Below are 23,610 nucleotides of genomic sequence, written 5' to 3' on the forward strand. Positions count from 1 at the left end.
AACTGATTAAAGTAGGAGAAGATGTTATGTTATTTTATTTTGAACTTGTCGTCATTTTACTTTGTACGAAATTAGCTGGTGATATTAGCGTGAGGCTTGGCCAGCCTTCTGTACTTGGTAAATTAATTATCGGTATTATTATCGGTCCAGCTGTACTTGGTATTATAAATAGTTCTGAATTAATCGATGAACTGAGTGAGATTGGTGTTTTGCTACTTATGTTTATGGCTGGACTTGAAACAGATTTAGAAGAGTTAAATCGGAATTTGAAATCGTCATTTGCAGTAGCAGCTGGTGGAATTATTTTTCCTTTCATCGGTGGTTATGTAACAGGATTGCTGTTTGGATTAATACAATCTCATGCCATTTTTTTAGGATTATTACTTTGCGCAACGTCAGTTAGTATTACAGTGCAAACGCTAAGAGATTTAGGGAAAATGAATACGAGAGAAAGTACAACGATTTTAGGTGCTGCCGTATTTGATGACGTCATCGTCGTTATTTTATTAGCGTTTGTTATGAGCTTTTTAGGAACGCAAGATGTGAATATAACACTTGTTATCGTAAAGAAAATTATCTTCTTTGTTAGCATTGTTTTTATTGCATGGAAAGTTGTTCCTTGGATTATGAAAATGCTCGTGCCGCTTCGTGTAACAGAAGCGTTAATTAGCGCGGCTCTTATTATTTGCTTCTCTTTTTCTTATTACAGTGAAATGATGGGAATTGCAGGCATTATTGGAGCATTTGCAGCCGGAATTGCCATTTCTCAAACAGAGTATAAGCACGAAGTAGAACATAAAATTGAACCGATTGCGTATGCAATATTTGTACCGGTGTTCTTCGTAAGTATCGGAATGGAAATTACATTTCAAGGTATCGGAAGCCAACTTTGGTTCATTATCATCATGACGCTTATTGCGATTTTCACAAAGTTAATTGGATCCGGTTTAGGAGCAAGACTAACAGGATTCAACCTGCAATCTTCTATTAGTATCGGTGCAGGAATGGTGTCGCGCGGAGAAGTAGCACTTATCATCGCAGCGAATGGACTTACGGCGAATTTATTAGCGAAAGAAAATTTTACAGCGATTGTTATTGTAGTTATATTAACGACGATTATTACGCCGCCTCTTTTGAAGAAGTATTTTGTATAGAGAGGAAGAGCTTACCTGATGTAGGTAAGCTCTTTTTTATTGGAACAAGCAATAGTCATGTGGCATGAAAGGTTTGTAATTATGGTAAAATCTATGTATGTGATATGACAAGGAGAGGAAAGTGTGAAGATTACGAAGGAGAAGGTTATCGGTGTAATCGTACTTATTGCAGTATGTACACCGTTTACTGCATGGAAAGAATCAAAAGTGAAAGATTTTCCGGTTTCTATTTTTTCAGAAGAAGCAGATGGTGAGTACGATCAGAAGCTGAAATATACTGCTTTTTTACCTGATGTTGCGATTTGGATGAACGGTTGGGAAAAGAAGTGGACAGAAGGGGAAAGAACTGTTTATCAAAAAGGGAATCGCATTGTAAATGTGTTTCATCCTCCTGGCGATGATGGTTTTTACCTTCTTGAAGCAAGAGAAAATAAGTGAACGCAACCGTAAGAAGTGGAGGTTAAATAGTGAAAGCTTCAACATTACTATTTAAAATTGAAAGTAATATGGATCAATTTTCACCAGCTGAAAAAAAGGTTGCCATGTACATAATGGAGAATGCAGAGATTGTTCCGAACTTAACGACGAAAGAAGTGTCAACGAATGCAGGTGCAAGTGAAGCGAGTGTTGTTCGTTTTTGTAAGTCGATTGGGATTGGGAGCTTTAAAGCATTTAAAATCGCGCTCGTTCGTGAATTAACGATTGCTGATTATAATATTAATGATTTTTCAGTGATGAATACGGAAGATGGCCCGTACGACTTGTTTAATAAAGTTACGTATGTGAATAAAGCTGCAATTGAGGCGAGCGTTACGGCTATTGATAAGAAGGAGCTTGAGAAAGCAGCGGATCGTATTGTAAATGCGGATAAAATTATATTTTACGGAGTAGGTGGATCAGCAACTCCAGCAATGGACGGGGCTTATAAATTTACAAGACTCGGATTTACTGCAATGATGCTATCTGATTTTCATATGATGTTGCCGCTTGTGACGAATTTAAAAGAAGGCGATATATTTGTGGCGATTTCAACATCTGGTCGTACGAAAGATGTACTTGAAATGGCGCAATATGCGAAGAGACAGGGTGCAACAGTTATTGCGATTACAAAGCTTGATCAATCATCACCGTTATATAAAGAGGCGGATATTCGTCTTTGTATGCCAGATGTAGAACAAGATCATCGCATTGCAAGTATTGCTTCAAGAATGACGCAATTGAACATGATAGATGCTCTATATGTGATTACCTTTAATCGCATTGGTAATAAAGTGCTAGATCAATTTATGGAAACAAGAGAAGAAGCTTTGCGATTACGGAAGCTGAAATGAGAAGATGGGGAAACCCATCTTTTTTGCATACGGACGGACATAAATTCGTCATGAAAAGAAATTAAATTTCATAAAATAATAAAGTGATATTGATTTTAAATTTCTTAAAGTTATAATGAAAGTATGAAATTAAATTTCAAAGTAGGTGGGAATATGTTAGAAAATTTATCGACAGAACATCGCAATGAGAAGACGATGAATTTAGATGAGATGAGCATAAAAGAAGTTTTGCAAAGTATGAATGAAGAAGATCGAACTGTTGCATTAGCAGTTGAAAATGAAATAGAGCAGATTGAAAAAGTTGTGCAGACTGTTATTAAATCTTTCGAAGAAGAGGGCCGATTAATTTACATTGGGGCTGGTACGAGTGGCCGTTTAGGTATTTTGGACGCAGTGGAATGTCCGCCGACATTTGGCACAGACGATAAAATGGTGCAAGGATTTATAGCAGGTGGATTGAAAGCGTTTACTAAAGCGGTAGAAGGTGCAGAAGATCGCGAAGAATTAGCAGAAGAAGATTTAAAAAGTATTGGATTAAATGAGAAAGATACAGTGATTGGAATTGCAGCAAGTGGTCGAACTCCTTATGTTATTGGTGGCTTGAAGTACGCGAATAGCGTAGGAGCGAGTACAGCTAGTATCTCCTGTAATAAAAATGCTGAAATAAGTAAATATGCAAAACTAAACGTGGAAGTAGAAACAGGCGCAGAAATTTTAACAGGATCAACGCGTTTGAAAGCTGGTACAGCGCAAAAACTAGTGCTCAATATGATTTCAACAGCATCTATGATTGGTGTAGGGAAAGTATATAAAAACTTGATGGTAGATGTTCAATCTACAAATGAAAAGTTAATAGAACGATCAAAACGAATTATTGTGGAAGCAACAGGTGTTAGTTATGAAGTAGCGGCAGAGCATTATGAAAAAGCAGAACGTAACGTGAAAGCTGCGATTGTTATGGTGTTATTGCAGTGTGAGTATGGGGAAGCACTGGAGAAACTAAAAGAAGCGAAAGGGTTTGTGAAGAAGGCACTATAAATAATAGGGAGGGGGATTCTATTATGAGGAAAGAAGAGAGAATGGCGAAAGAAATTTCAGAGCAACTTGGGGGAGTAAAAAATATTCGTGGCATTGCTCATTGTATGACGAGACTACGATTAACGCTTCATGATGAAAGTAAAGTGAACATGGACCTTTTGAAAAAGGTTGAAGGGGTTATGGGCGTTATTGAAGATGAGACGCTTCAAGTTGTCGTTGGTCCGGGAACGGTAAATAAAGTAGCAGCAGAGATGGAAGGTTTAACGGGACTGCGAATTGGTGAGGTGGCAGATCATCGCCTTGAAGATCTTGGGCAAGAGATGAAGTCAGAGATTAAGAAGAAAAATAATACACCGGTGAAAAACTTTTTAAGAAAAATAGGAAGTATTTTCATTCCGTTAATTCCGGGTCTTGTTGCGTCAGGTATTATAAACGGGGTTGCTAACTTTGCGAAAAACGCAGGCGCTGATCCGAATGCAACATGGCTACAAATGTTACTACTTATTGGCGGCGGTATCTTTACATTCTTAGGCATTTTAGTCGGTTGGAATACAGCGAAAGAGTTTGGCGGGACACCAGTTCTTGGGGCAATTGCTGGTATTTTAATTTTCAATCCGGCGATGGCGAACGTAAAGTTATTTGGTGAAGCGCTCGTACCCGGACGGGGCGGATTGTTTGCAGTTATTTTTGCAGCGTGGCTTATGGTTGTAGTGGAAAGACAAGTTCGAAAAGCTGTACCAAATGCAGTTGATATTATTGTAACGCCGCTTATTACTGTGTTAGTCGTAAGTATCGTAACGATGTTAGCAATTCAGCCGGTAGCAGGTTTCTTATCTGAAGGAATTACGAGCGGAATTAATGGTATTTTAAGTATTGGCGGAGCGTTTGCTGGGGCAGTACTTGCTGGAACATTTTTACCGCTCGTTATGGTCGGATTACATCACGGTTTAACACCGATTCACATGGAGTTTATTAATCAAACGCACGTAACGCCTTTATTACCGGTACTTGCAATGGCTGGCGCTGGGCAAGTAGGAGCAGCGATTGCTATTTTTGTAAAAACAAAAAACAAACGACTGCGTAACGTAATTAAAGGGGCATTACCAGTTGGATTTTTAGGAATTGGTGAACCGTTATTATACGGGGTTACATTACCACTTGGGAAACCGTTTCTTACAGCTTGTTTAGGAGCAGCAGTTGGCGGTGCGTTCCAAGCAGTTATGAAAACAGCAGCACTCGGAATTGGTGTATCAGGATTATCGTTAATTCCGTTAATTGCTGATAATAAATATTTATTATATTTCCTTGGATTAGTAGTGGCATATACGTTCGGATTCATCTTTACGTACTTCTTCGGATTTAAAGAAGAAATGGCAGAAAACATATAGAGAAAGGGATTCCTTTCTCTTTTTCTATTTATAGAAAGGGAGATTCATATGATTGGAGTTTCAATTTACCTTGCAAAAGAACGAGTAAAGAAGCAAGAAGAGTGGCTAAAAGTAGCGAAGGAAAACGGGTTTTCATCTATTTTTACATCATTGCACATTCCTGAAGATGACCCTGGTACGTATAAAGAGCTAATTCAAATACTTGGGAAACAAGCTCTTGAAAATAACATGGAATTAATGGTCGATGTTTCTCCAAAATCGTTACACCATTTAGGGATGACGTATGAAAATGTGGAGGATCTACTGGACTGGGGCATTACAGGCTTAAGAATGGACTACGGCATTGCGCCAAAAGAAATCGCACGCGTATCTCACAAGATGAAAGTAGCTTTAAATGCGAGCACGATTACAGATTCATTTTGGAAAGAGTTAATTACTGAAAAGATACGGGTCGAGAATGTAGAAGCGTGGCATAATTTTTACCCGCGTCCAGAAACAGGACTAGCAAAGTCCTTTTTACAAAAACAAAACCAATACTTGCATGAGTGCGGAATAAAAACGATGGCATTTATTCCGGGAGATGGTGAAAAGCGTGGTCCACTATATGAAGGCTTACCGACGCTAGAAAAGCATCGTTATATGAGACCGCTCGAAGCGTACTTAGAACTTGTACAACATTGTGGTGTTGATAAAGTGTTAATCGGGGATATAAGCGGAAGTGTAGAAAGTGTACAAGAGATAGCGAGTGCGAGTAGAGGGATTATTCCATTGCGTTACAAATCATTTATAACTGATAATGAAGTATTAAAAGTGGTGGAGCAAGTGCATACAAATAGGCTGGATCCAGCCCGTGATGTCATTCGGTCTGTAGAATCACGAGAAGAACATAAAGTGATTTTACAGCCAATGAATGCAATTGTAAGAAAGAAAGGCAGCATTACAATTGATAATGAATTGTACGGTAGATATGCAGGAGAGATGCAAGTTGCTATACATGATTTGCCTGTAGATGAGAAAGTGAACGTTGTTGGCATGGTTGTAGAAGAGGATATTTCTTTATTGCCGTATGTTGGCGCTGGAAAAATGTTTCAACTTTTTTGTGCGATAGAGTAAAAGCTTGAATTAACGCTACTTTGTAGGAAAACATTATCCGTAAAAGGGATAATGTTTTTTGTTTTCTTTAAAAAAGTATTTGACGAATGAAATGAAATACCGTATTGTTTTGACTTGTAAATAAAAGTTCACCATAACAAAACAAAAAGGAGAGAAAAAAATGAATCAATATATTGGGAATTTAATTATTCGTATCGTGTTAGGAGTAACGTTCTTTACACATGGTTTAGCGAAGTTTCAATCAGGTATCGATAACGTAGCAGGCTGGTTTACAAGCATTGGCTTACCGGGTGGTCTAGCGTATGGCGTAGCAACAGTTGAATTAGTTGGTGGTATATTATTAATTATCGGTTTAGGCGTAAAGTATGTAGGATTGTTATTCGCTCTTATTTTAGCTGGAGCTATCGTAAAGGTAAATGGAGCAGCAGGTTTATTAGGAGATGGAAAGAATCCAGGATATGAATTAGACCTTGCATTATTATCAATGGGTGCGTATTTATTCGTTGTAAAAGCAGAAGGATATGTAGACCGTTTCATAAAAGAGAAAGTAATGAAAACGAAGTAGATTTTATTTATAAATTGTTGACTTGAATAACGATTGTAACTATAATGATTACAACTTATAGATTAAGAATAAAACAATTTAATATTTTTTTACACAAGATGTAACTGCATGTGTTACATCTTGTGTAAAAATAAATAAAACGGGAGGAAGTAACATGTCTAAGTCTAAATCAAATTTAGAAATTATTCGAAGTACATATGAAGGATCAGCTTCTTCGAATGCAAAACATTTAGCAGAAGCCCTCTCTGAAAAAGTAGAATGGACAGAGGCAGAAGGATTCCCGTACGGGGGAACTTATATCGGTGTAGAAGCTATAATGGAAAATGTATTTAGCCAATTAGGATCAGAATGGGATGATTATAAAGCAAGTGTAAATACGTATCATGAAGTAAGTGAAAAAGATGTAATTATTGCTGAAGGTATGTATTCAGGAGTTTATAAAGAAACGGGAAAATCATTTGAAGCAGAATTTGTTCATATATGGCAACTTGAAAATGGAAAAATCATAAAATTCAAGCAATGTGTGGATAGTTATATTGTGCGAGAAGCGCTTAAGGTTTAAAATAAAATAAGGAAACAAATGGAATCGACTGTGTGCAGGCGATTCCATTTGTTTATGTGATTATTAGGGGAATGGGGAATACATAATATGAAAAAATGGATTATAGGGACAATTACAGTGATCGTAATTGCGATAGGAGCTGTATTCGGTGTTACTAAAGGTATTAATTATATAGAAGAAGAGGAGAAGAGTCTTAAAGCGCAAAAAGTAATGGGACAACAAGGAAAGAAAGCAGAGGAAGAGAAGCAACAAGTTAGTGAAGCTGAAATTATTTCTACAATGCATAGGATGGTACATCAAAAAGTGAAATCCTCTGAAAAATGGGGATTTATTGAAATGACAAATAAGGAAATTCGTGGTGCGAAGAACGCAGTAGAAAGCGGTACGAATTTTAAATATAAGTCAGAGTTACTTTCTACTTTGGAGCGCTGGGAGAAAGGGGATTTTTCACAAACGGTTGAGGAGCATAACTTTTTGTGGGAAATTCAAGGTGGTGATACTGGAAAGGCGACAGAACGTTTATCGCCAGAAGAAGAAAAGCAGTATGTGAAAGAAATGAAACGTAAATAAAAACATCGCCACTTCGCTGGCGATGTTTTTGGATTAAGAATGTTTTCGCATTAAAGCTCTAGTTGGCTGAACAGCAACTGTTTTGAAATGGGAAAATAAATAACATCCTGTCACAACGATCATTGTCCCTAAAATTTGAATCCACGTTAATTCTTCTCCGAGGAAAAGGAATGCTAAAATAGCTGTGAAAATGGGATTGAAGTTTAGAAAAATGCCGGATGTAGTTGCTCCTAATTTTTGTACGCCAACATTCCAAAATACCATACAAAGAACTGTGGAAATGAGTCCAGTATATAAAAGTGATGTTATAAAAGAAGTGTTGATATTTGTAACAGTGAAGCTTCCTATGTTAAATGGTAGTAATAAAATAACGCCGAAAATACCAGAGTAAAGCGTCGCCATGAGTGGTGTCGTTGTTTTTGTTGCCCATTTACTACAAACAGAATAGATTCCCCAAATGCAAACAGCCGCAATCATCCATAAATCGCCGCTATTAAAATGTAATGAAAATAAAAGTGCAAAGTTACCTTTTAATAGGACGAGGATAACCCCAAAGAATGAAAGAATCATGGATAGAATTTGAAGTGTATTTACTTTTTCTTTTAGAAATAAGACAGAAAATAGTGCAATAGAAATCGCGTTTAATGTAGAAATAAGCCCTACATTTGTTGCGGATGTTTTTTCTAATGCTAAAAATTGAAAGATGTTAAAAAGAGCAACCCCTGAAATTCCCATCAATATTAACGGAAGTATCGCCGCGCGTGGTGGAATGATTTTCTTTTCTTTAAACCATACCATCGGTAATAAACAAACAATCGCAATCATCCATCTTAAACTTGTAAGTGTCATTGGAGATGCGTGATCAACAAGTGATTTTCCAACGACAAAGTTTCCTCCCCATAATAAGCTCGTTAGTAATAGTAAAAAGACATAAAAATAAGGCATATTAAAATCCCCTTTGTTGTAATCAATGTGAATTGTAAATAATTTTAGCATTTTTCTTTATTGTGTAATATATTCTTTTGTATAATGGATAAAAATCGATAAAATGTTTTGTTATAAATGATATTTAAAGAAAGATGTTCAGTTTTATATAAGTTATAAGGTGTTTTTTCGAATAATCATCGGTAAGAAATAAGGGGGAATTATAATGGAGTCGTCTGTTATTAAAGTGTTGGATGATTTAGATGTACAAATTTTAGATATATTACAGAAGGAGTCACAAGTAAGTAATGCAGAGCTTGCACGACGTGTTAATTTATCACCAGCTGCAATGCATGCAAGAATAAAAAGATTAGATGGAGAAGGGTTCATTGATAAGCAAGTAGCTATTTTAAATCAAGAAAAGCTTGGTTTTGATTTGTTATGCTTCATTTTTATGAGTACGAATATTCATCAATCGGATAAACTTGAAGTGTTGGAAAAAGAATTAGAAGCGATGCCTGAAGTGTTAGAATGTCACTGCTTAACAGGAGAGTATGATTATTTATTAAAGGTTGCAAATCGTGATCGTAAAGAATTAGAGCAGTTTATTAGAAAGCTGAATAAGCTTGGTATTACAAAGATACAGACGAGTTTAGCACTTCGTGAAATTAAATATTCGACGGTATTACCGATACGAAATGAGGAACCGAGCATCGATTAGATCGCTTGGTTTTTTGTTTGTGTAAGGGTAAGAAAAGTGATTGACGAGGGGGAAGGAGAGATGTATTATTATATAAAATTATGTATTAAAATTCATTTCGAGTTATAAATATTAATATTGGGGGCAAGGGGATAGAATATGAAAATCTTTAACGCAGTTACGAGTGATGTGAAAGAAATTTATAGTCTTATTGAGATTTATGCAAAAGAGGGAGTGGTTTTACCGCGTTCTCTTTTATCTCTCTATCAATACTTACAATGTTTATATGTTATGAAAGATGGAGAAGAAATTGTTGGAGTTGCTGGTTTACATGTATTAGGGGAGGATCTAGCAGAAGTCCGGTCGTTAGTCGTTTCGCATACATATGCAGGAAAAGGGATTGGACGTATGTTAGTGAATCATGTCATGAATGAAGCTGCGAAAATAAAAGTGAGTAGAGTTATTTCTTTAACATATGAAACGGAATTTTTTCAAAAGTGCGGGTTTGATTTTGTGAATAGAGATGCATTGCCAGAGAAAGTATGGATTGATTGTAGGCATTGTCCAAAGGTTGATTATTGTGATGAGGTGGCGATGATTCGGTATGTTGGGTGAATTTTTCAGACAGAAAAAATCCCACTATTATTTACGTAATAGTGGGCATCTGTGTTTTAGGGGAAATTAAGAACTTGAATTCGTTTTTCTTACTGCAAACTTAAAAATGGGGTTTTTAAGTTCATAGTTATAAGTAGAACCATCGACAAGCCCTACAACTTTATCGCTATCGTAAAGGTCGAGCATAAATTGTGCCATTTGTTTTGCAGTGTGGAATTTCGGTACAACATTATCGTATTGGAATTCATCAATATCAAATGAACGCTTTGCAAATTCTGTTTCAGTTGCACCAGGTGCTAAAACTTTTGCCTGCAATTTTGCGCCTTGTTCCTTCAATTCGTGAGACAACCCTTCTGTAAATGCACTTACATAGAATTTCGTAGCGCAATACGTAACAGCATCAGCAACAATTGTGTATCCACCGCCTGATGAAACGTTAATAAGTTGTGTGCCATCAACCACGGAATAATCTCGAACGAAAAGAGAAGAAAGTATCGTTAGTGCTTCTATATTTACATGTAACATCGTTTCGATTTTATTTAAATTTTGTTCAGCAATTGAGGCGAAATTACCAAAACCTGCGTTGTTAATCCACGTTTCAATTTGAAAAGTTTGTAGGCCTTCATAAAGCTTATAAACATTTTCTGTGATGGACAAATCCGTTCTTCGAATGACAACATCCAATGCTGGATTCATTTCGTTAATTTTCAATTTTAATTCGTTTAACTCTTCTTGTCTTCGAGCTACAAGTACTAAATTTTTTCCGCGAGATGCAAAGGCTAAAGCCGCTTCATAACCGATTCCAGAACTTGCACCAGTAATAACCGTGTATTTCATATAAAATCCCCCTAAGTTCAAATGAATTTATTATGGTTAGATTTTATTTGTTAGAGTATACTCTAAGTCAAATGTTTTTTTATAAATTTGATAAGGCCGTAAAATATATGAGGGTAAGCATGTGGAGGGAGTTTTAGTATGTACACAATTAGCGAGGTAGCAAAATTATTAGGCGTGAGCACACATACACTACGTTATTATGAAAAGGAAAATATATTAATTGCAAATCGTGATACAAATGGAAATCGACTTTACGAAGAGTCACATATAAAGTGGTTGCAGTTTGTAATGAAATTAAAACAAACGCAAATGCCAATAGCGAAAATAAGAGAATACGCTAGATTATATACAGAAGGGGAGCATACAACAGAAGCTCGTTTACAGCTCCTAGAAGATCATAGGAGATCTATTCAAGATCAAAGAGAAAATTTAGTAATTACAGAGAAGATGCTTGAGAATAAAATTATTGCATACAAGGCCTCTTTGGAAAATAAATAGAAAACAAAATTCGCTCCTTAGTTATAGGATAAACATGGATTTGATCTCATAGTGTGTTGGCAAATAAAGAAGAGCAGCTAGCAAAAGCTAACTGCTCTATTCAAGGGATCTCTCCAAGGGGGAGTGGAGAAAATATTATGTTACTAGCAGTATTGACAGATTATTAGGAAATATACAAATCGGATGAAAGAAATTTTAAATAAACTTTCGGCATTGACAGTTTTTAAAATATTCATGTACAATATATATGAATGACATTCAGTCATTTCTTCTTTGGAAGGATGTAGTTAGTTTGAAAACGGAACAAATATAAAAGGTAAATGAGGATGATAGTTGTTTATATATAGTAGGGATGAAAGAGCATATTTTTTTTAAAACAAAAATGACTGATAGTCAGTCATAAGAGGTGAGAGGTATGAAAAATAAAGCTTGGTTATATGTCATATTAACATGTATCTTTGAAATTTTTTGGGTGTTTGGTTTTAATACAGCCAATACTTGGTGGCATTGGATTATTATTTTAGGAGTTATCGCTGTTGATTTTCACTTCCTTTCTAAAGCGTGTGAACATCTTGCAACAGGGACTGTATATGCTGTTTTCGCCGGAGCTGGTACGGTAGGTACTTTCTTAATGGATGTATTCCTTTTCGGCGGGAGTTTCAGTGTAGGAAAATTATTCTTTATCGTGATGGTTGTAGCTGGCGTTATCGGTTTAAAGCTAGCTGATAATAAAGAAGATACTATGGAAGGAGCTGCTTAAAGATGGGGTGGTTTTTCGTATTTTGTGCTGCAATTAGTGAAATAGTCGGTGTAATCGGTCTTAAAATGTATAGTAAAGATAAAACATTAGCAAATGGGGCTCTTTATATAGGTGGGTTTGCTACATCCTTTGCATTCTTGTATACATCTTTCTTATTTTTACAAGTAAGTGTCGCGTATGCGGTTTGGATTGGTATTGGAACAGCAGGTGCCGTTTTATTAAACATGTTCCTGTTTGGTGAGTCGAAAAGTAAAGCACGTATCATTAGTGTAGCTCTTATTGTATGCGGCGTGACAGGGTTAAAGGCTCTTTCTTAAAGGTATTTGGCATTTTTATCTCCTAATTTTTTGTTAGGAGATTTTATTATGAAAAAATGATTTCCTCGCAAAGTTCACTATCATTGACAGTACAATCGATTATCTTATAAAATGAGTGACAGTCATTCAATACGCGTGTGAAAGGGTTTAGATGATGAATAAAAAAGAGAAAATTGTCTATGCAGCGATTGAAGTGTTTCAGGAAAAGGGCGTTGAAAAAACGAAGATTTCTGATATCGTGAAATTAGCTGGCATTGCACAAGGAACTTTCTATTTATATTTTCCTTCTAAGTTATCTGTTATGCCTGCAATAGCAGAAGTGATGGTTGAAAAGATGATACTTGCAGTAAAAGAAAAAGTGCAAAACGATGCGCCTTTCTCAAGTAAAGTAACGCAAGTAATAGATGCGGTGTTTCACTTCATAGCTGAATATCGTGAAATACAAGCTTTAATGTATGCGGGTCTTGCATCTACAGAACATATAAAAGAATGGGAAGCTGTGTATGAGCCTCTTTATATGTGGCTAAGTGAATTTTTAAATGAGGCGAAAGAAGCGGGTGAAATTCGTGATTCGGTTCACGCAGAGCGAACAGCGAAGTTATTTATCGCTCTAGTTGAATCAGCAGCGGAGCAAGTGTATTTATATGATCATAAAGATGATGAGCAAGTTGAGCTACAAAAGGCAGAAGTACTAGATTTTTTAACACATGCATTACATATAAAGAAATAGTGAGATGAACCTGTCTGAGAAGGTAGGTTCATTTTTGAGGAAAACTGAATGATAGTCATTCACCTAATGCGTATGTATGTGTGGAAGGATACAGTGAAATTCTAACGAGTAGGGGCATCTCTACTCATGATTAGCCCACAAATAGCAGGATAAAGAAAAAGCTTCTTGGGCATTATTTTTTTGAGGGGAGCTTACGGGAAGAGGTGTTGAAAGTGAAGAAACCGATAAAAGAACAAAAGATGGTATTGGTCATTCTTTTGAGTAATATATTTATCGCTTTTTTAGGGATTGGATTAATCATTCCGGTTATGCCGTCCTTTATGAATGATATGGGTTTAACAGGTAAGACGATGGGATATCTCGTTGCAGTGTTTGCAATGGCTCAGCTTATTGCTTCACCTATTACAGGCCGGTGGGTCGACCTTTATGGTAGGAAGAAAATGATAATCATTGGATTATTTATTTTTGGTGTTTCAGAGCTTCTTTTTGGATTAGGAACAGATGTATGGATGCTCTATGCAGCGAGGGTGTTAGGCGGAATTAGTGCTGCGTTTATTATGCCTGGTGTTACGGCATATGTTGCGGATATTACATCTATACAGGAACGTCCAAAGGCGATGGGATATTTATCTGCTGCTATTAGTACCGGCTTTATTATAGGACCTGGAATCGGCGGATTTATTGCAGAATACGGTATACGTGTACCGTTTTTCGTTGCAGCTGCAATTGCTTTTATAGCATGTGTCATTTCGATCTTTATTTTAAAAGAACCGTTAACGAAAGAAGAGCTTGCAGAGATTTCTTCTAATACGAAAGAATCAAGCTTTATTGGTGATTTAAAGAAATCATTACATCCAATGTATGCAATTGCATTTATTATCGTATTTGTACTTGCGTTCGGTTTATCGGCGTATGAAACGGTGTTCAGTCTGTTTTCTGATCATAAGTTTGGGTTCACACCGAAAGATATTGCGGCAATTATTACAATTAGTTCAATCTTTGGGGTAGTTGTGCAAGTATTTATGTTTGGTAAATTGGTTGATATATTCGGTGAAAAAGTGTTAATTCAAATCTGTTTAATTGTAGGTGCAGTATTAGCGTTCGTTTCAACTGTAGTCTTTAATTATTGGATTGTACTTCTCGTTACGTGCTTCATTTTCCTTGCATTTGATTTGCTTCGCCCAGCTTTAACGACGTTTTTATCAAAAGCAGCTGGAAAAGAGCAAGGATTCGTTGCTGGTATGAACTCGACTTATACGAGTTTAGGAAATATAGCAGGACCAGCGATGGGCGGAATATTATTTGATATGAATATTCATTATCCATATGCATTTTCAGGAGTTGTTTTAATAGTGGGTCTCGCTATTACATTTATGTGGAGAGAAAAACAGTTAGCTGAAAGTTTTGCGAAGTAATCAAACCCCTTACAACGGTAAGGGGTTTTTGTTTTATAAGCTTAATCCAAACCGTTTTAATTCAATAAATATCCCCTCTAATTGCTTTCCTTTATCCGTTAATGTGTACTCTACACGAGGCGGAACTTCTGGATATACTTTTCTCGTTATAATGTCTTGAGCTTCTAATTCTTTTAGTTGAAGCAATAATGTTTTCGGACTAATGCCGTCCATTGATTTTGTAAATCACTAAAGTGTAATGTTCCTTCGATAAGAAGGTCACGGATGATTAGAAACGTCCATTTTGTACGAATTACATCAATCGTTTTAGCGATAGGGCACAAGGTATGCCAGGTAAACCTTTCATTAATTCAACTGGATTTATATCGTTCATGGAACTAGTCTCACCGCCATCAACCTAAGCAATACAAATACCCTCAAAATGAAAAAATGAATATTTTATTACAAGTTAGTACAAAATTTCGTTCTAGGGGTACTATATACTATAAAATTTTAGCTGAATAACGATGTGGTGGGACCAAAAAAATGCGTTTTAGTCTTTAAACACGCTCAGTTTTTCAAATAGATCTCCCAGGATATTGATAAACATTTCTTTTTCCTCATCGCTGTAGTTTTCCATTACCGCAGAGATTTTACTGAAATGACCGGGTAGAAATTGTTTCAGTTGTTCTTTTCCCTCTTTTGTCAGTTCAATGCTGATTTTTCGTTTATCCTTATTTTGATGCGTGCGGCTGACAAAACCGTCCCTCACCAGCCCGTCCAGCAAACCTGTAATCGTTGCTTTCGTAACGTTTGATTGCTTTGCAAGTTCTGTCGGACTTAACGAGTGGTCTTTTGCGTCGAAGAGTAGCATCAGGATTTTGAATTTTCCTTCAGACAGCCCTCTGCCTGCAAAGTAACGCTCCATCACATGATTCATTTTTTTTGATATATCAAATAGAGATAAAAACAATTCAAGAGAACTGGCATCTATATTGGAATACGTCTCGGTGTGTTCTGTTAAATATTTATATTTAGGTAAATGTTTTAATTCCATTAAAATAAGCTCCCGTTCGTTAGTTATGACACGATTATAAAGGAGTTAATATCATAATACAACCTGACTTAAAGATGATTGACAATTTTTCTGAGGATGTAGTAAAGTAATGTAGTTAGGCGCCTAACTATTTTTAAAGAACTAAAAGGGGTTATTTATATGAAACATATTTTGATAGCTGGTGGGGGAATTGGCGGATTGTCAGCGTCTATTTCCCTTAGTAAAGTAGGGTTTTCTGTTACCTTGTGCGAGGCGGCTTTAGAAAATCGCAAAACCGGTGCGGGGATTCTTATGCCGCAAAACGCACTGGCTGTCTTGAAAGAATTGGATGTATTTGAAGAGTGTTGTGAACATGGCTTTCAAACAAAATGGCTGAAAACATTTGATGCACAGGGGAATCTGCAGTTTCAAGTCAGTGAATCCTTTTTAGACGACACACTTCCAGGGCGCAATAATATCCCGCGAAAAACATTAAGTGATATTCTCATCAAGCATGCTGATGCAGCGGGTGTAGATATCAAGTGGGGGAAAAAGGTTGTTGCTTATGAAGAAAGGGCTGAATCGGTCTCTGCCATATTTGACGACGGAGAAAAGATAAAGGCTGATATTTTAGTAGGTTTTGACGGCATTCATTCAACTGTAAGGAATATGATGCTGCAAAAGGAAATAGAAAAAGAGCATCTCGGTATGGGAGCGTGGCGATTTTATTTCGAGCTTCCTGATTACAAATTTGAGGATTCGTCATTGATGTATATAAGCGGAGAAACGCAAATCGGCGTCGTACCATTAGCTGAACGCGCCGGCTATGTCTTTGTGCTCCAGCCTTGCGCCAGCGATTACTGGGATGAGGAAGATACCCGGTTTAATAGAGTCAAAGAGATTCTCTTAGGCTTTCCGGGACTTGATTTTATTACAAAGCATATGTCAAAAGATTACCCTGTTATTTTTAACAAATTGGAACAAGTCGCAGTGCAAGAGCCATGGTACAAAGGCCGCGTCGTCATTGGAGGAGACGCCGCCCACGTCGGAGCTCCGACTCTTGCGCAAGGAGGAGCCATGGCTATTGAGGATGCAATCGTTCTCGCCGAAGAGCTCAAAAACAATAATGACATTGAAGCAGCCTTTCAGGCATACTTCGAAAGAAGAGCACCAAGAGCGCTCAAAGTCCAGAATCTATCCTCAGAAATCGTTCGCCGTAGGCTGAAAGGCCAGACGGGAATAGAAGAGCTGATTTGGGAGTGCCACGAGGTGTTAAGGAAAGGTTATTAAAATCGAAAATTCAAATAAAAGAATTAGGTAAGAGAGAGGAAGACAATTTAATATGGGGAATCAACAAACAACAGCAGAGAACTCTAACATCAGAGCTCTCCCGATTATTACGTCATTTCTTATTGCTGGATTTATCGGCTTGTTTAGTGAAACAGCCTTAAATATGGCGTTAAAAGATTTAATTACAGGTTTTGATATTCTAGAGACAACAGCACAGTGGCTGACAACCGGCTACTTATTAACATTAGGAATTCTTGTGCCAATTTCAGGTTTAATTCTTCAATGGTTTACAACAAGACAGCTTTTTATCGCATCTCTTGTATTCTCCATTATCGGAACATTAATTGGAGCTATTGCACCAACATTTAGCGTATTAATGATTGCCCGCATTGTACAAGCAGTAGGAACAGCTTTACTTTTACCACTTATGTTTAACACCATTCTTGTTATTATTCCACCACATAAGCGTGGAAGAGCTATGGGAATTATCGGGCTTGTCATTATGTTTGCTCCAGCTGTTGGACCAACCGTCTCAGGGTTGATTCTAAAAACGTTAACGTGGCACTGGATTTTTTGGATTTCACTCCCATTATTAATTATTGCATTAGTATTTGGTACATTCTTCATGCAAAACGTAACAAAACTAACAAAGCCAAGAATCGATATTTTCTCAATCATTCTTTCAACAATTGGTTTTGGCGGTATCGTATTTGGTTTCAGTAGCGCTGGAGAAAGTGGAGGTTGGGGAAGCTCACACGTTATTCTTTCTCTTGTTATTGGAGTCGTTGGATTAATTGCATTTTCCCTTCGTCAAATGAAGATGGATGAGCCAATGTTAGACCTTAAGGCTTTTAAATATCCAATGTTCGTTATTGGACTTCTCTTAATTTTAGTATGCATGATGGTGCTGCTTTGTACGATGATGATTTTACCATTATACTTACAAACATCATTAGCGTTATCAACGTTTGCAGCGGGTCTTATGCTTCTACCGGGAGGAATTATTAATGGAATTCTTTCGCCTGTTATGGGGGGATTATTTGACCGTTTTGGTCCTAAATGGCTAGTTATTCCTGGACTTGTCATTGTAGCATGTGCACTGTATGGTTTCTCAACTTTAACATTGGAAACATCTACAGGATTTATTGTTGCACTACACATTGCACTTATGGTTGGAATTTCAATGATTATGATGCCAGCTCAAACAAACGGATTAAATCAGCTGCCACCTGAACTATACCCGCATGGAACAGCGATTATGAACACCTTACAACAAGTTGCTGGTGCTATTGGAACAGCTGTTGGAATTTCAATTCTTTCCTCAGGTTCAAGAAGCTTCCTTCAGACAGTATCTGATAAAGAAAATCCATTAAACCAAGTTCTGGCCTTTACAAACGGTGTTCAAAATACCTTTATCTTTGCTATCATTGTAGTAATTGTTGGATTAATAATCTCGTTCTTTATTAAAAGAGTCAATGTTGAACAGCGAGCATAATAATAAAAAAGTACTGGCATTGCCAGTACTTTTTTATCTCTATAAGACTTAGTGACAGAGGAGCTGCTCTCTTCATAGACTCTTTCTCTTATTTTTTACTATATGCTATATAAAATCCTCATATATATTTAAACTTCTGTTTTTTGTAATGCTCGCTTTAATGCACCGATATATTCTTCCTCAGCTCTTTGGCTAATTTCAGCATTGGGCACTATTAATTCGAATCCATGGTAGCCACCAGGATAAACATGAAATTCTGTTGGTACTCCAGCCTGCATTAATCTATTCGCATATTCAATTGTCTCGTCTCGGAATAAGTCTATTTCACCCACCATTGTATAAGTTGGTGGAAGTCCTGTAAGGTCAGTTGCACGAGCTGGAGCAGCGTATGGGGATACCTCTTCACCGTAAACTGAACCTAAATACATTTTCCACCCAGAGATATTAGTTTTTCTGTTCCATAATTTTGAATCCGTTATCTCAAAAGCAGAAGGTTTTATATTACGATCATCAATCATAGGGCATAGTGGCATTTGGAATATAATTGAAGGTCCCTTTCTATCCCTTGCTAAAAGGGCAAGGGCTGCTGTTAGTCCACCTCCCGCACTCATTCCGGCAATTGCAATTCGAGAAGAATCGACACCAAGATCTTCCGAATTATTAGAAACCCACTGTAAAGCTGCATAGCAGTCCTCAAGTGGTGCAGGGAATGGATTTTCCGGTGCTAATCGATAGTCAACCGAAACCACTATACAGTTGGCTTCCAATACGAACTTTTCACAAAGTTTGTCATCCATTTCGGGTGATCCCACTTGATATCCACCACCGTGTATCCAAAGGACCCCAGGTAAAGCTTTTGTTTTTTTAGTTGGCTCATAAATGCGAACTCTAACTTCAGGCGCTCTTTCAGGCCCAGGTATAAATCGATTAGATACAGTAACTTCATCATTCGATGATAGAACTGTTGCAGTAAAAGATTCTTTAGCCCATTTCCTATATTGTTGGAAATTTTCCGGACTATTATCTACTTCAGGTAATACAGAAAACATTTCTCTTAATTCTGGATGAACTCTATTCTTCATTAAAAATTCTCCTTTATTATGAAATTTTTTGTAGCTACCTTAGTTACTTTCTTGCGAAACCAGTTTTAACTGCTCGCACATAATCATTCCAAGCGTGAATAGATATATCAGTATCCGGATGCATCATTTCGAACCCATGATAAGCTCCAGGATATAAATGGAACTCGACATCAACACCAGCTTCTGCAAGTTTGGTTACATAGGTTAATGTTTCACTACGGAATGGGTCCAATTGACCAACGCATGTGTAGGTACGTGGTAAATTACGATAATCTTCTGCTCGAGCAGCGGCTGCATAAGCGGGAATATGATCCGTTCCATGTAATTCTCCTAAATACATTTTCCAGCCAGCTTCATTTGATTTTTGATTCCAAACAAACCCTTCTTTAATTTCATTGGCAGAAGGTGTGTTATTACGATCATCAATCATTGGATAAAGCGGCATTTGGAAACAAATAGAAGGATATTGGCGATCACGGGCTAATAATGTTAATGCAGCTGTTAGTCCGCCACCAGCGCTCACTCCTGCAACACCAATTCGATTCGAATCAATGTTCAATGTCTCCGCGTTATCAGCAATCCATTTTAATGCTGCATAACAATCTTCAATTGGAGCTGGATAAGGATGTTCAGGAGCTAAACGGTAATCTACAGAAACGACCATACAGTTAGCCTCTTTTGCAATTTTTACAGCAAGATCATCGTTATCATTTATAGATCCCAAGATATATCCGCCACCATGTATCCACAACAGAGCAGGTAAGGATTCATTATTTGATTTTGGACGATAAATTTTTAATCGTAATGGATTTGCATCAGGTCCCTCAATGACTTCATTTGTTACAGAAAGAGTTTCATCAACAATGGTAGGAGGGAAGACTTTTGATGCTTCTTCTCTCATTACTGGCAAACACTCTGGGCGTAAATCTTGATCTGGATACATTTCTAAGCCTGGTAATAATGCTGGGTTTACTCGGTTCTTCATTTTAAAAACTCCTTTTTATTTTTTATGAAAGGTGAAATATTATTTTTAGAAATATAATTGTAAGCTAGCTATGTATAGCAATTTATCATAGGCATTAGAGGAAAACGATAATCAAAAATGTTTATGTGTTTCAAAATGCGACATATATCTCAAAGTGGTTCATTTTTTAATGGGTTTTTAACGATATAAAGTATACACAGTACTAAAACTAGCCTGTATGAAATATTCATTTTCTTGATTTTTTATATGTATTTTGACTGTTATTCTCCTTTTCCGAGGGGATAGGAAAAGGGAAATTAACTATCTTGAAATGGATTGATGTGGGATTTATAAGTTGTATTGTAAAAAAAGAAAAAGCATGCCCTTCTCGCAGTATAAAGAAGGGGCATGCTTTTTCTTTTATTCCAGCTGCTTTAACACCTGGAAAAAATAAAACTGAATGAAATGTACAAAATGAAGCAACAAAGCGTAGGGCTTGATTAAAATTTAAGGCTTTAAAGATTTCAATGCTAAATTCATATAAGTATTCATTCTCTGTTCTAGTGAGTATTTTCCATCTAAAAGACACCAATCTAATATAAGTCCTCTAGCAATTGTAAAAAGATACGTTGTTATTTCTTCTACACTCATATCATTTGTTAATTCTTTTTCAAGTTGTCCTTTGTAAACAAAGCCATTTAGAGCTTCGTAAATGAGTGAAGGCTCATATATAAATGACCTTTTGTTGAAATCGTTAAGAAGATTTATATGTAACTCTAATTTAGTTGTATATTCAGCTATGCATTGGAAGAAAGTTAAAATAGTTGTTTGCATTGTTGTATGTTGATCTATATTTTCTAATTCAACATGTAGATTTTCTTCAATTTGTTGAAATAATTTTTTATAAATATCCTCTTTGGAAGTGAAATAATGATAAAAAGTTCCTACTGATACATTTGCTTTTTTACAAATATCTTCAATTGTTATATTTTCAAATTTCTTTTCTCTCATTAAATTTAAAAACACATGAAATATATTGTTCTGTGTTAGTAAAGCTTGTTGTTTTCTATTTGTCAGAGTTTTTTTGTGCAATGTCTATTCCCCCTTATTTATATATTAACGGATATTTTAAAACCGAAAAAGTAGTTTGAATATTTTGGTTCTTGTTGTATAATCCTCATTACACCGAATGACATTCGGTGAATATTATTCGGTGTAATGAAATTTTTTTGAGAGGAGATTGTTGTATATGAAAACACCTTATCAATCAGTTGTTATGATTCCTACAAATAAGTTGATGGGAAAAAAGGCTTTAGAAGATCCGTATAAACCATTTGCATGGTATAAAGAGATGCGAGAAAAGGAGCCTATTTGTTTTAATCATCAGGCAGACATGTGGAATGTTTTTTTGTACGAAGATGTAAAAACTGTCTTAGAGGATAAAGAGTACTTTTCTAGTATTATGCCTGAGAAGAAAAAGTCTCCATTTCCACAAAGTATTCTTGGGATGGATCCGCCAAAGCATACGCAAATTCGGTCTATTGTAAATCGGTCTTTCACTCCTAAAGCATTAAGGGAATGGGAACCTAGAATCCAGCAAATCACAAACGATATACTCAATCAATTATCTAATCGTGAAACTTTTGATATTGTTAGAGAGTTATTTTATCCGTTACCAGTTATAGTAATTGCTGAAATGTTAGGTGTTTCTGCTAAGGATATGGAAAGGTTTAAGAGATGGTCTGATATTATCGTAAGTTCACCGAGTCATGATGATTCGGATTATTTGGAGGAATTTTTTAATACACGTTTACAAGCAGAAAATGAATTAGGAGAGTTTTTTGAAGAAATTATACAATCCAATCGAGGGAAATCCAAAAAAGATTCAAATAACATTATTTCTTTATTAGTTCAAAGTGAAGCGGACAAAAATATTTCAGGAAAAGAAATAGTACCGTTTTGTAAACTACTTTTAGTAGCGGGAAATGAAACAACAACCAATTTACTTGGAAACGCTTTATATTGCTTCATAGAACATCCAAATGTTTATGATCAATTACAACAGGATGTATCTCTTGTTCCGAAAGCAATTGAAGAAGTATTGCGGTATCGTTCACCAGTTCAAAGAATTGTACGCAGAGTAAAAAAAGAGATTCAATTAAAAGGACAAACTTTACAAGTAGACCAAATCATTTCAGCTTGGGTTGGATCAGCTAACCGTGACTCGCATCAATTCAAAGATGTCGATAGTTTTAACATATATCGTAGACGTAATCCTCATCTTACATTTGGACATGGCATCCATTTTTGTTTAGGTGCTCCTCTAGCTAGATTAGAAGCGAAAATTGTATTAACGGAATTAATAAAAAGATATAAATCATTTTCATTTATTGACCAGGATCTTCCTGTTCCTATCTCAAATAGTAGTTCTATATATGGATTACATTCTTTCCCTGTAAAAAGTGAACTAAATTAAATATTTTGGCTCTGGTATATTCGCGCCAGAGCCAAATTTATATGATCCATCTCAGTTTCATAAAAGGATTATATTCGTGGGGAAATGCCAGATTATCATTAATTTAGGCATACTAAAAGGAGATAAGGATTAGGAAAACAATTACAAATTCATGCAGTACTTAGATTCAATATAGGAGGATACTAAAATTGAGTAATTTCACACGTTTACGCACACAAAACATAATAAAAGATGCGTTTATGGATTTATTAAAAGAAAAAACATTTTCATCCATCACAATCAATCATATTTGTGAAAAAGCAATGATTCATAGAAGCACATTTTACCGTCATTATGAGGATAAATATGAATTATTTAGCGATGTATCAAATTCCATCGCAATCAATCTTTTTGAACAAACAAAAGAAGGATTGGATTTAGAACATACATTGTTTGAGGAAATAATTGAATACATAGATGTTAATCGTGCATTGTTTTTTAATATTACTAGTAAAAATAATAGCCTTGAGTTATACGAAAAATTGATTCGATTTGGTGCAGAAAATTTATATGAAAACTCAATGGAATATAATGATCCGCTTTCGAAAAAAATCCAAAACTCAGATTATCCAATGGTACTGTGTGATTTTTACTGTAGTGGCTTTTTTGAGATTATAAAAAAATGGTTAAGCAATGAATATTCCTATACAAAAGAAGAGTTGATTCAGATTTCTAAGAACTTATTGATAAATGAACCAAATTAAAACAAATGTCTCAATTCGAGACGTATAT

27 protein-coding genes and 1 pseudogene are annotated in these 23,610 nt (G+C 36.1%); 21 read left to right on the forward strand and 7 right to left on the reverse strand.

Annotation, left to right across the window (positions count from 1 at the left end; translation table 11 throughout):
* Positions 1–26 precede the first annotated feature (26 nt).
* The 9 genes from ACTFR9_RS25165 (at position 27) to ACTFR9_RS25205 (ending at position 7,721) form a co-directional block, all read left to right on the forward strand.
* Complete coding sequence (locus ACTFR9_RS25165) at positions 27–1,154, forward strand: cation:proton antiporter (protein ID WP_000899800.1); 1,128 nt, start codon at positions 27–29, stop codon at positions 1,152–1,154.
* Positions 1,155–1,277: 123 nt separating this feature from the next.
* Complete coding sequence (locus ACTFR9_RS25170; protein ID WP_061536179.1) at positions 1,278–1,592, forward strand: hypothetical protein; 315 nt, start codon at positions 1,278–1,280, stop codon at positions 1,590–1,592.
* Positions 1,593–1,621: 29 nt separating this feature from the next.
* Complete coding sequence (locus tag ACTFR9_RS25175; RefSeq protein WP_000648163.1) at positions 1,622–2,485, forward strand: MurR/RpiR family transcriptional regulator; 864 nt, start codon at positions 1,622–1,624, stop codon at positions 2,483–2,485.
* 153 nt (positions 2,486–2,638) lie between these two features.
* A complete protein-coding gene (murQ, locus tag ACTFR9_RS25180) occupies positions 2,639–3,523 on the forward strand; it encodes an N-acetylmuramic acid 6-phosphate etherase (RefSeq protein WP_000892365.1) in 885 nt (294 codons plus the stop codon).
* 23 nt (positions 3,524–3,546) lie between these two features.
* The gene (locus tag ACTFR9_RS25185; protein ID WP_001224327.1) at positions 3,547–4,911 is read left to right on the forward strand and encodes a PTS transporter subunit EIIC; all 1,365 of its coding nucleotides are present in this window, start codon (positions 3,547–3,549) and stop codon (positions 4,909–4,911) included.
* Between the two features lie 48 nt (positions 4,912–4,959).
* Entirely contained in the window at positions 4,960–6,024 is a 1,065-nt protein-coding gene (locus tag ACTFR9_RS25190) for a DUF871 domain-containing protein (protein WP_000580607.1), read from the forward strand.
* Between the two features lie 160 nt (positions 6,025–6,184).
* Positions 6,185–6,589 carry a DoxX family protein gene (locus tag ACTFR9_RS25195; protein ID WP_001077756.1) on the forward strand — a complete coding sequence of 135 codons (405 nt, stop codon included), beginning with the start codon at positions 6,185–6,187 and terminating at the stop codon, positions 6,587–6,589.
* Between the two features lie 154 nt (positions 6,590–6,743).
* Positions 6,744–7,151 (forward strand): nuclear transport factor 2 family protein, encoded by a 408-nt coding sequence (locus ACTFR9_RS25200; RefSeq protein WP_076855661.1) that lies wholly within the window; start codon positions 6,744–6,746, stop codon positions 7,149–7,151.
* Positions 7,152–7,238: 87 nt separating this feature from the next.
* Positions 7,239–7,721: a DUF6241 domain-containing protein gene (locus tag ACTFR9_RS25205; protein ID WP_000758765.1), complete on the forward strand. Its 483-nt coding sequence runs from the start codon at positions 7,239–7,241 to the stop codon at positions 7,719–7,721.
* 33 nt (positions 7,722–7,754) lie between these two features.
* Here ACTFR9_RS25205 and ACTFR9_RS25210 read toward each other — a convergent pair whose 3' ends face one another.
* Positions 7,755–8,666 carry a DMT family transporter gene (locus ACTFR9_RS25210; RefSeq protein WP_046198840.1) on the reverse strand — a complete coding sequence of 304 codons (912 nt, stop codon included), beginning with the start codon at positions 8,664–8,666 and terminating at the stop codon, positions 7,755–7,757.
* A 205-nt stretch (positions 8,667–8,871) separates the two neighbouring features.
* On the opposite strand from ACTFR9_RS25210, the gene ACTFR9_RS25215 reads away from it, so the two are divergent.
* Together ACTFR9_RS25215 and ACTFR9_RS25220 are read left to right on the forward strand one after the other, a co-directional pair.
* Positions 8,872–9,366, forward strand: coding sequence for an Lrp/AsnC family transcriptional regulator (locus ACTFR9_RS25215; RefSeq protein WP_000446103.1), 495 nt, complete (start codon positions 8,872–8,874; stop codon positions 9,364–9,366).
* Between the two features lie 138 nt (positions 9,367–9,504).
* Positions 9,505–9,960: an N-acetyltransferase gene (locus ACTFR9_RS25220; RefSeq protein WP_000689149.1), complete on the forward strand. Its 456-nt coding sequence runs from the start codon at positions 9,505–9,507 to the stop codon at positions 9,958–9,960.
* 66 nt (positions 9,961–10,026) lie between these two features.
* Here the strand turns inward: ACTFR9_RS25220 and ACTFR9_RS25225 are convergent, their stop codons facing one another.
* The gene (locus tag ACTFR9_RS25225; protein WP_061403318.1) at positions 10,027–10,797 is read right to left on the reverse strand and encodes an SDR family NAD(P)-dependent oxidoreductase; all 771 of its coding nucleotides are present in this window, start codon (positions 10,795–10,797) and stop codon (positions 10,027–10,029) included.
* A 138-nt stretch (positions 10,798–10,935) separates the two neighbouring features.
* Here ACTFR9_RS25225 and ACTFR9_RS25230 point away from each other — a divergent pair, with 138 nt between their 5' ends.
* The 5 genes from ACTFR9_RS25230 to ACTFR9_RS25250 all read left to right on the forward strand — a co-directional run bounded on the left by ACTFR9_RS25230 (position 10,936) and on the right by ACTFR9_RS25250 (position 14,517).
* On the forward strand, positions 10,936–11,295 hold the full coding sequence (locus ACTFR9_RS25230) for a MerR family transcriptional regulator (RefSeq protein ID WP_000288070.1): 360 nt from the start codon (positions 10,936–10,938) through the stop codon (positions 11,293–11,295).
* Between the two features lie 415 nt (positions 11,296–11,710).
* Entirely contained in the window at positions 11,711–12,055 is a 345-nt protein-coding gene (locus ACTFR9_RS25235; protein WP_000790625.1) for a DMT family transporter, read from the forward strand.
* Positions 12,056–12,057: 2 nt separating this feature from the next.
* Positions 12,058–12,372, forward strand: coding sequence for a DMT family transporter (locus ACTFR9_RS25240; protein ID WP_000539674.1), 315 nt, complete (start codon positions 12,058–12,060; stop codon positions 12,370–12,372).
* 151 nt (positions 12,373–12,523) lie between these two features.
* Positions 12,524–13,102, forward strand: coding sequence for a TetR family transcriptional regulator (locus tag ACTFR9_RS25245; protein WP_001996782.1), 579 nt, complete (start codon positions 12,524–12,526; stop codon positions 13,100–13,102).
* 212 nt (positions 13,103–13,314) lie between these two features.
* Positions 13,315–14,517 carry an MFS transporter gene (locus ACTFR9_RS25250; protein WP_000742937.1) on the forward strand — a complete coding sequence of 401 codons (1,203 nt, stop codon included), beginning with the start codon at positions 13,315–13,317 and terminating at the stop codon, positions 14,515–14,517.
* Between the two features lie 33 nt (positions 14,518–14,550).
* Here ACTFR9_RS25250 and ACTFR9_RS25255 read toward each other — a convergent pair.
* Positions 14,551–14,890, reverse strand: a pseudogene (locus tag ACTFR9_RS25255) (winged helix-turn-helix transcriptional regulator).
* Between the two features lie 159 nt (positions 14,891–15,049).
* Positions 15,050–15,553, reverse strand: a complete 504-nt coding sequence (locus ACTFR9_RS25260; protein ID WP_000420689.1) for a MarR family winged helix-turn-helix transcriptional regulator — start codon at positions 15,551–15,553, stop codon at positions 15,050–15,052.
* A 159-nt stretch (positions 15,554–15,712) separates the two neighbouring features.
* On the opposite strand from ACTFR9_RS25260, the gene ACTFR9_RS25265 reads away from it, so the two are divergent.
* Positions 15,713–16,822 (forward strand): FAD-dependent oxidoreductase, encoded by a 1,110-nt coding sequence (locus tag ACTFR9_RS25265; protein ID WP_000680551.1) that lies wholly within the window; start codon positions 15,713–15,715, stop codon positions 16,820–16,822.
* Positions 16,823–16,874: 52 nt separating this feature from the next.
* Positions 16,875–18,317, forward strand: coding sequence for a DHA2 family efflux MFS transporter permease subunit (locus ACTFR9_RS25270; protein WP_000528112.1), 1,443 nt, complete (start codon positions 16,875–16,877; stop codon positions 18,315–18,317).
* 128 nt (positions 18,318–18,445) lie between these two features.
* Here ACTFR9_RS25270 and ACTFR9_RS25275 read toward each other — a convergent pair whose 3' ends face one another.
* Both ACTFR9_RS25275 and ACTFR9_RS25280 read right to left on the reverse strand, forming a co-directional pair.
* Positions 18,446–19,399 carry an alpha/beta hydrolase gene (locus ACTFR9_RS25275; protein ID WP_000797638.1) on the reverse strand — a complete coding sequence of 318 codons (954 nt, stop codon included), beginning with the start codon at positions 19,397–19,399 and terminating at the stop codon, positions 18,446–18,448.
* 43 nt (positions 19,400–19,442) lie between these two features.
* Positions 19,443–20,384 carry an alpha/beta hydrolase gene (locus ACTFR9_RS25280; RefSeq protein ID WP_000797646.1) on the reverse strand — a complete coding sequence of 314 codons (942 nt, stop codon included), beginning with the start codon at positions 20,382–20,384 and terminating at the stop codon, positions 19,443–19,445.
* Between the two features lie 305 nt (positions 20,385–20,689).
* Here ACTFR9_RS25280 and ACTFR9_RS25285 point away from each other — a divergent pair, with 305 nt between their 5' ends.
* On the forward strand, positions 20,690–20,827 hold the full coding sequence (locus ACTFR9_RS25285; protein ID WP_000871114.1) for a hypothetical protein: 138 nt from the start codon (positions 20,690–20,692) through the stop codon (positions 20,825–20,827).
* Between the two features lie 43 nt (positions 20,828–20,870).
* Here ACTFR9_RS25285 and ACTFR9_RS25290 read toward each other — a convergent pair whose 3' ends face one another.
* Complete coding sequence (locus ACTFR9_RS25290; RefSeq protein WP_000549137.1) at positions 20,871–21,455, reverse strand: TetR/AcrR family transcriptional regulator; 585 nt, start codon at positions 21,453–21,455, stop codon at positions 20,871–20,873.
* Between the two features lie 157 nt (positions 21,456–21,612).
* Between ACTFR9_RS25290 and ACTFR9_RS25295 the strand changes: the two genes are divergently transcribed.
* Together ACTFR9_RS25295 and ACTFR9_RS25300 are read left to right on the forward strand one after the other, a co-directional pair.
* A complete protein-coding gene (locus ACTFR9_RS25295) occupies positions 21,613–22,839 on the forward strand; it encodes a cytochrome P450 (protein ID WP_000856909.1) in 1,227 nt (408 codons plus the stop codon).
* Between the two features lie 188 nt (positions 22,840–23,027).
* The gene (locus ACTFR9_RS25300) at positions 23,028–23,582 is read left to right on the forward strand and encodes a TetR/AcrR family transcriptional regulator (RefSeq protein WP_000064552.1); all 555 of its coding nucleotides are present in this window, start codon (positions 23,028–23,030) and stop codon (positions 23,580–23,582) included.
* The last annotated feature ends 28 nt before the right edge of the window (positions 23,583–23,610 follow it).

This window comes from Bacillus cereus group sp. MYBK222-1, assembly GCF_051916425.1.
Classification (GTDB): Bacteria; Bacillota; Bacilli; order Bacillales; family Bacillaceae_G; genus Bacillus_A; species Bacillus_A paranthracis.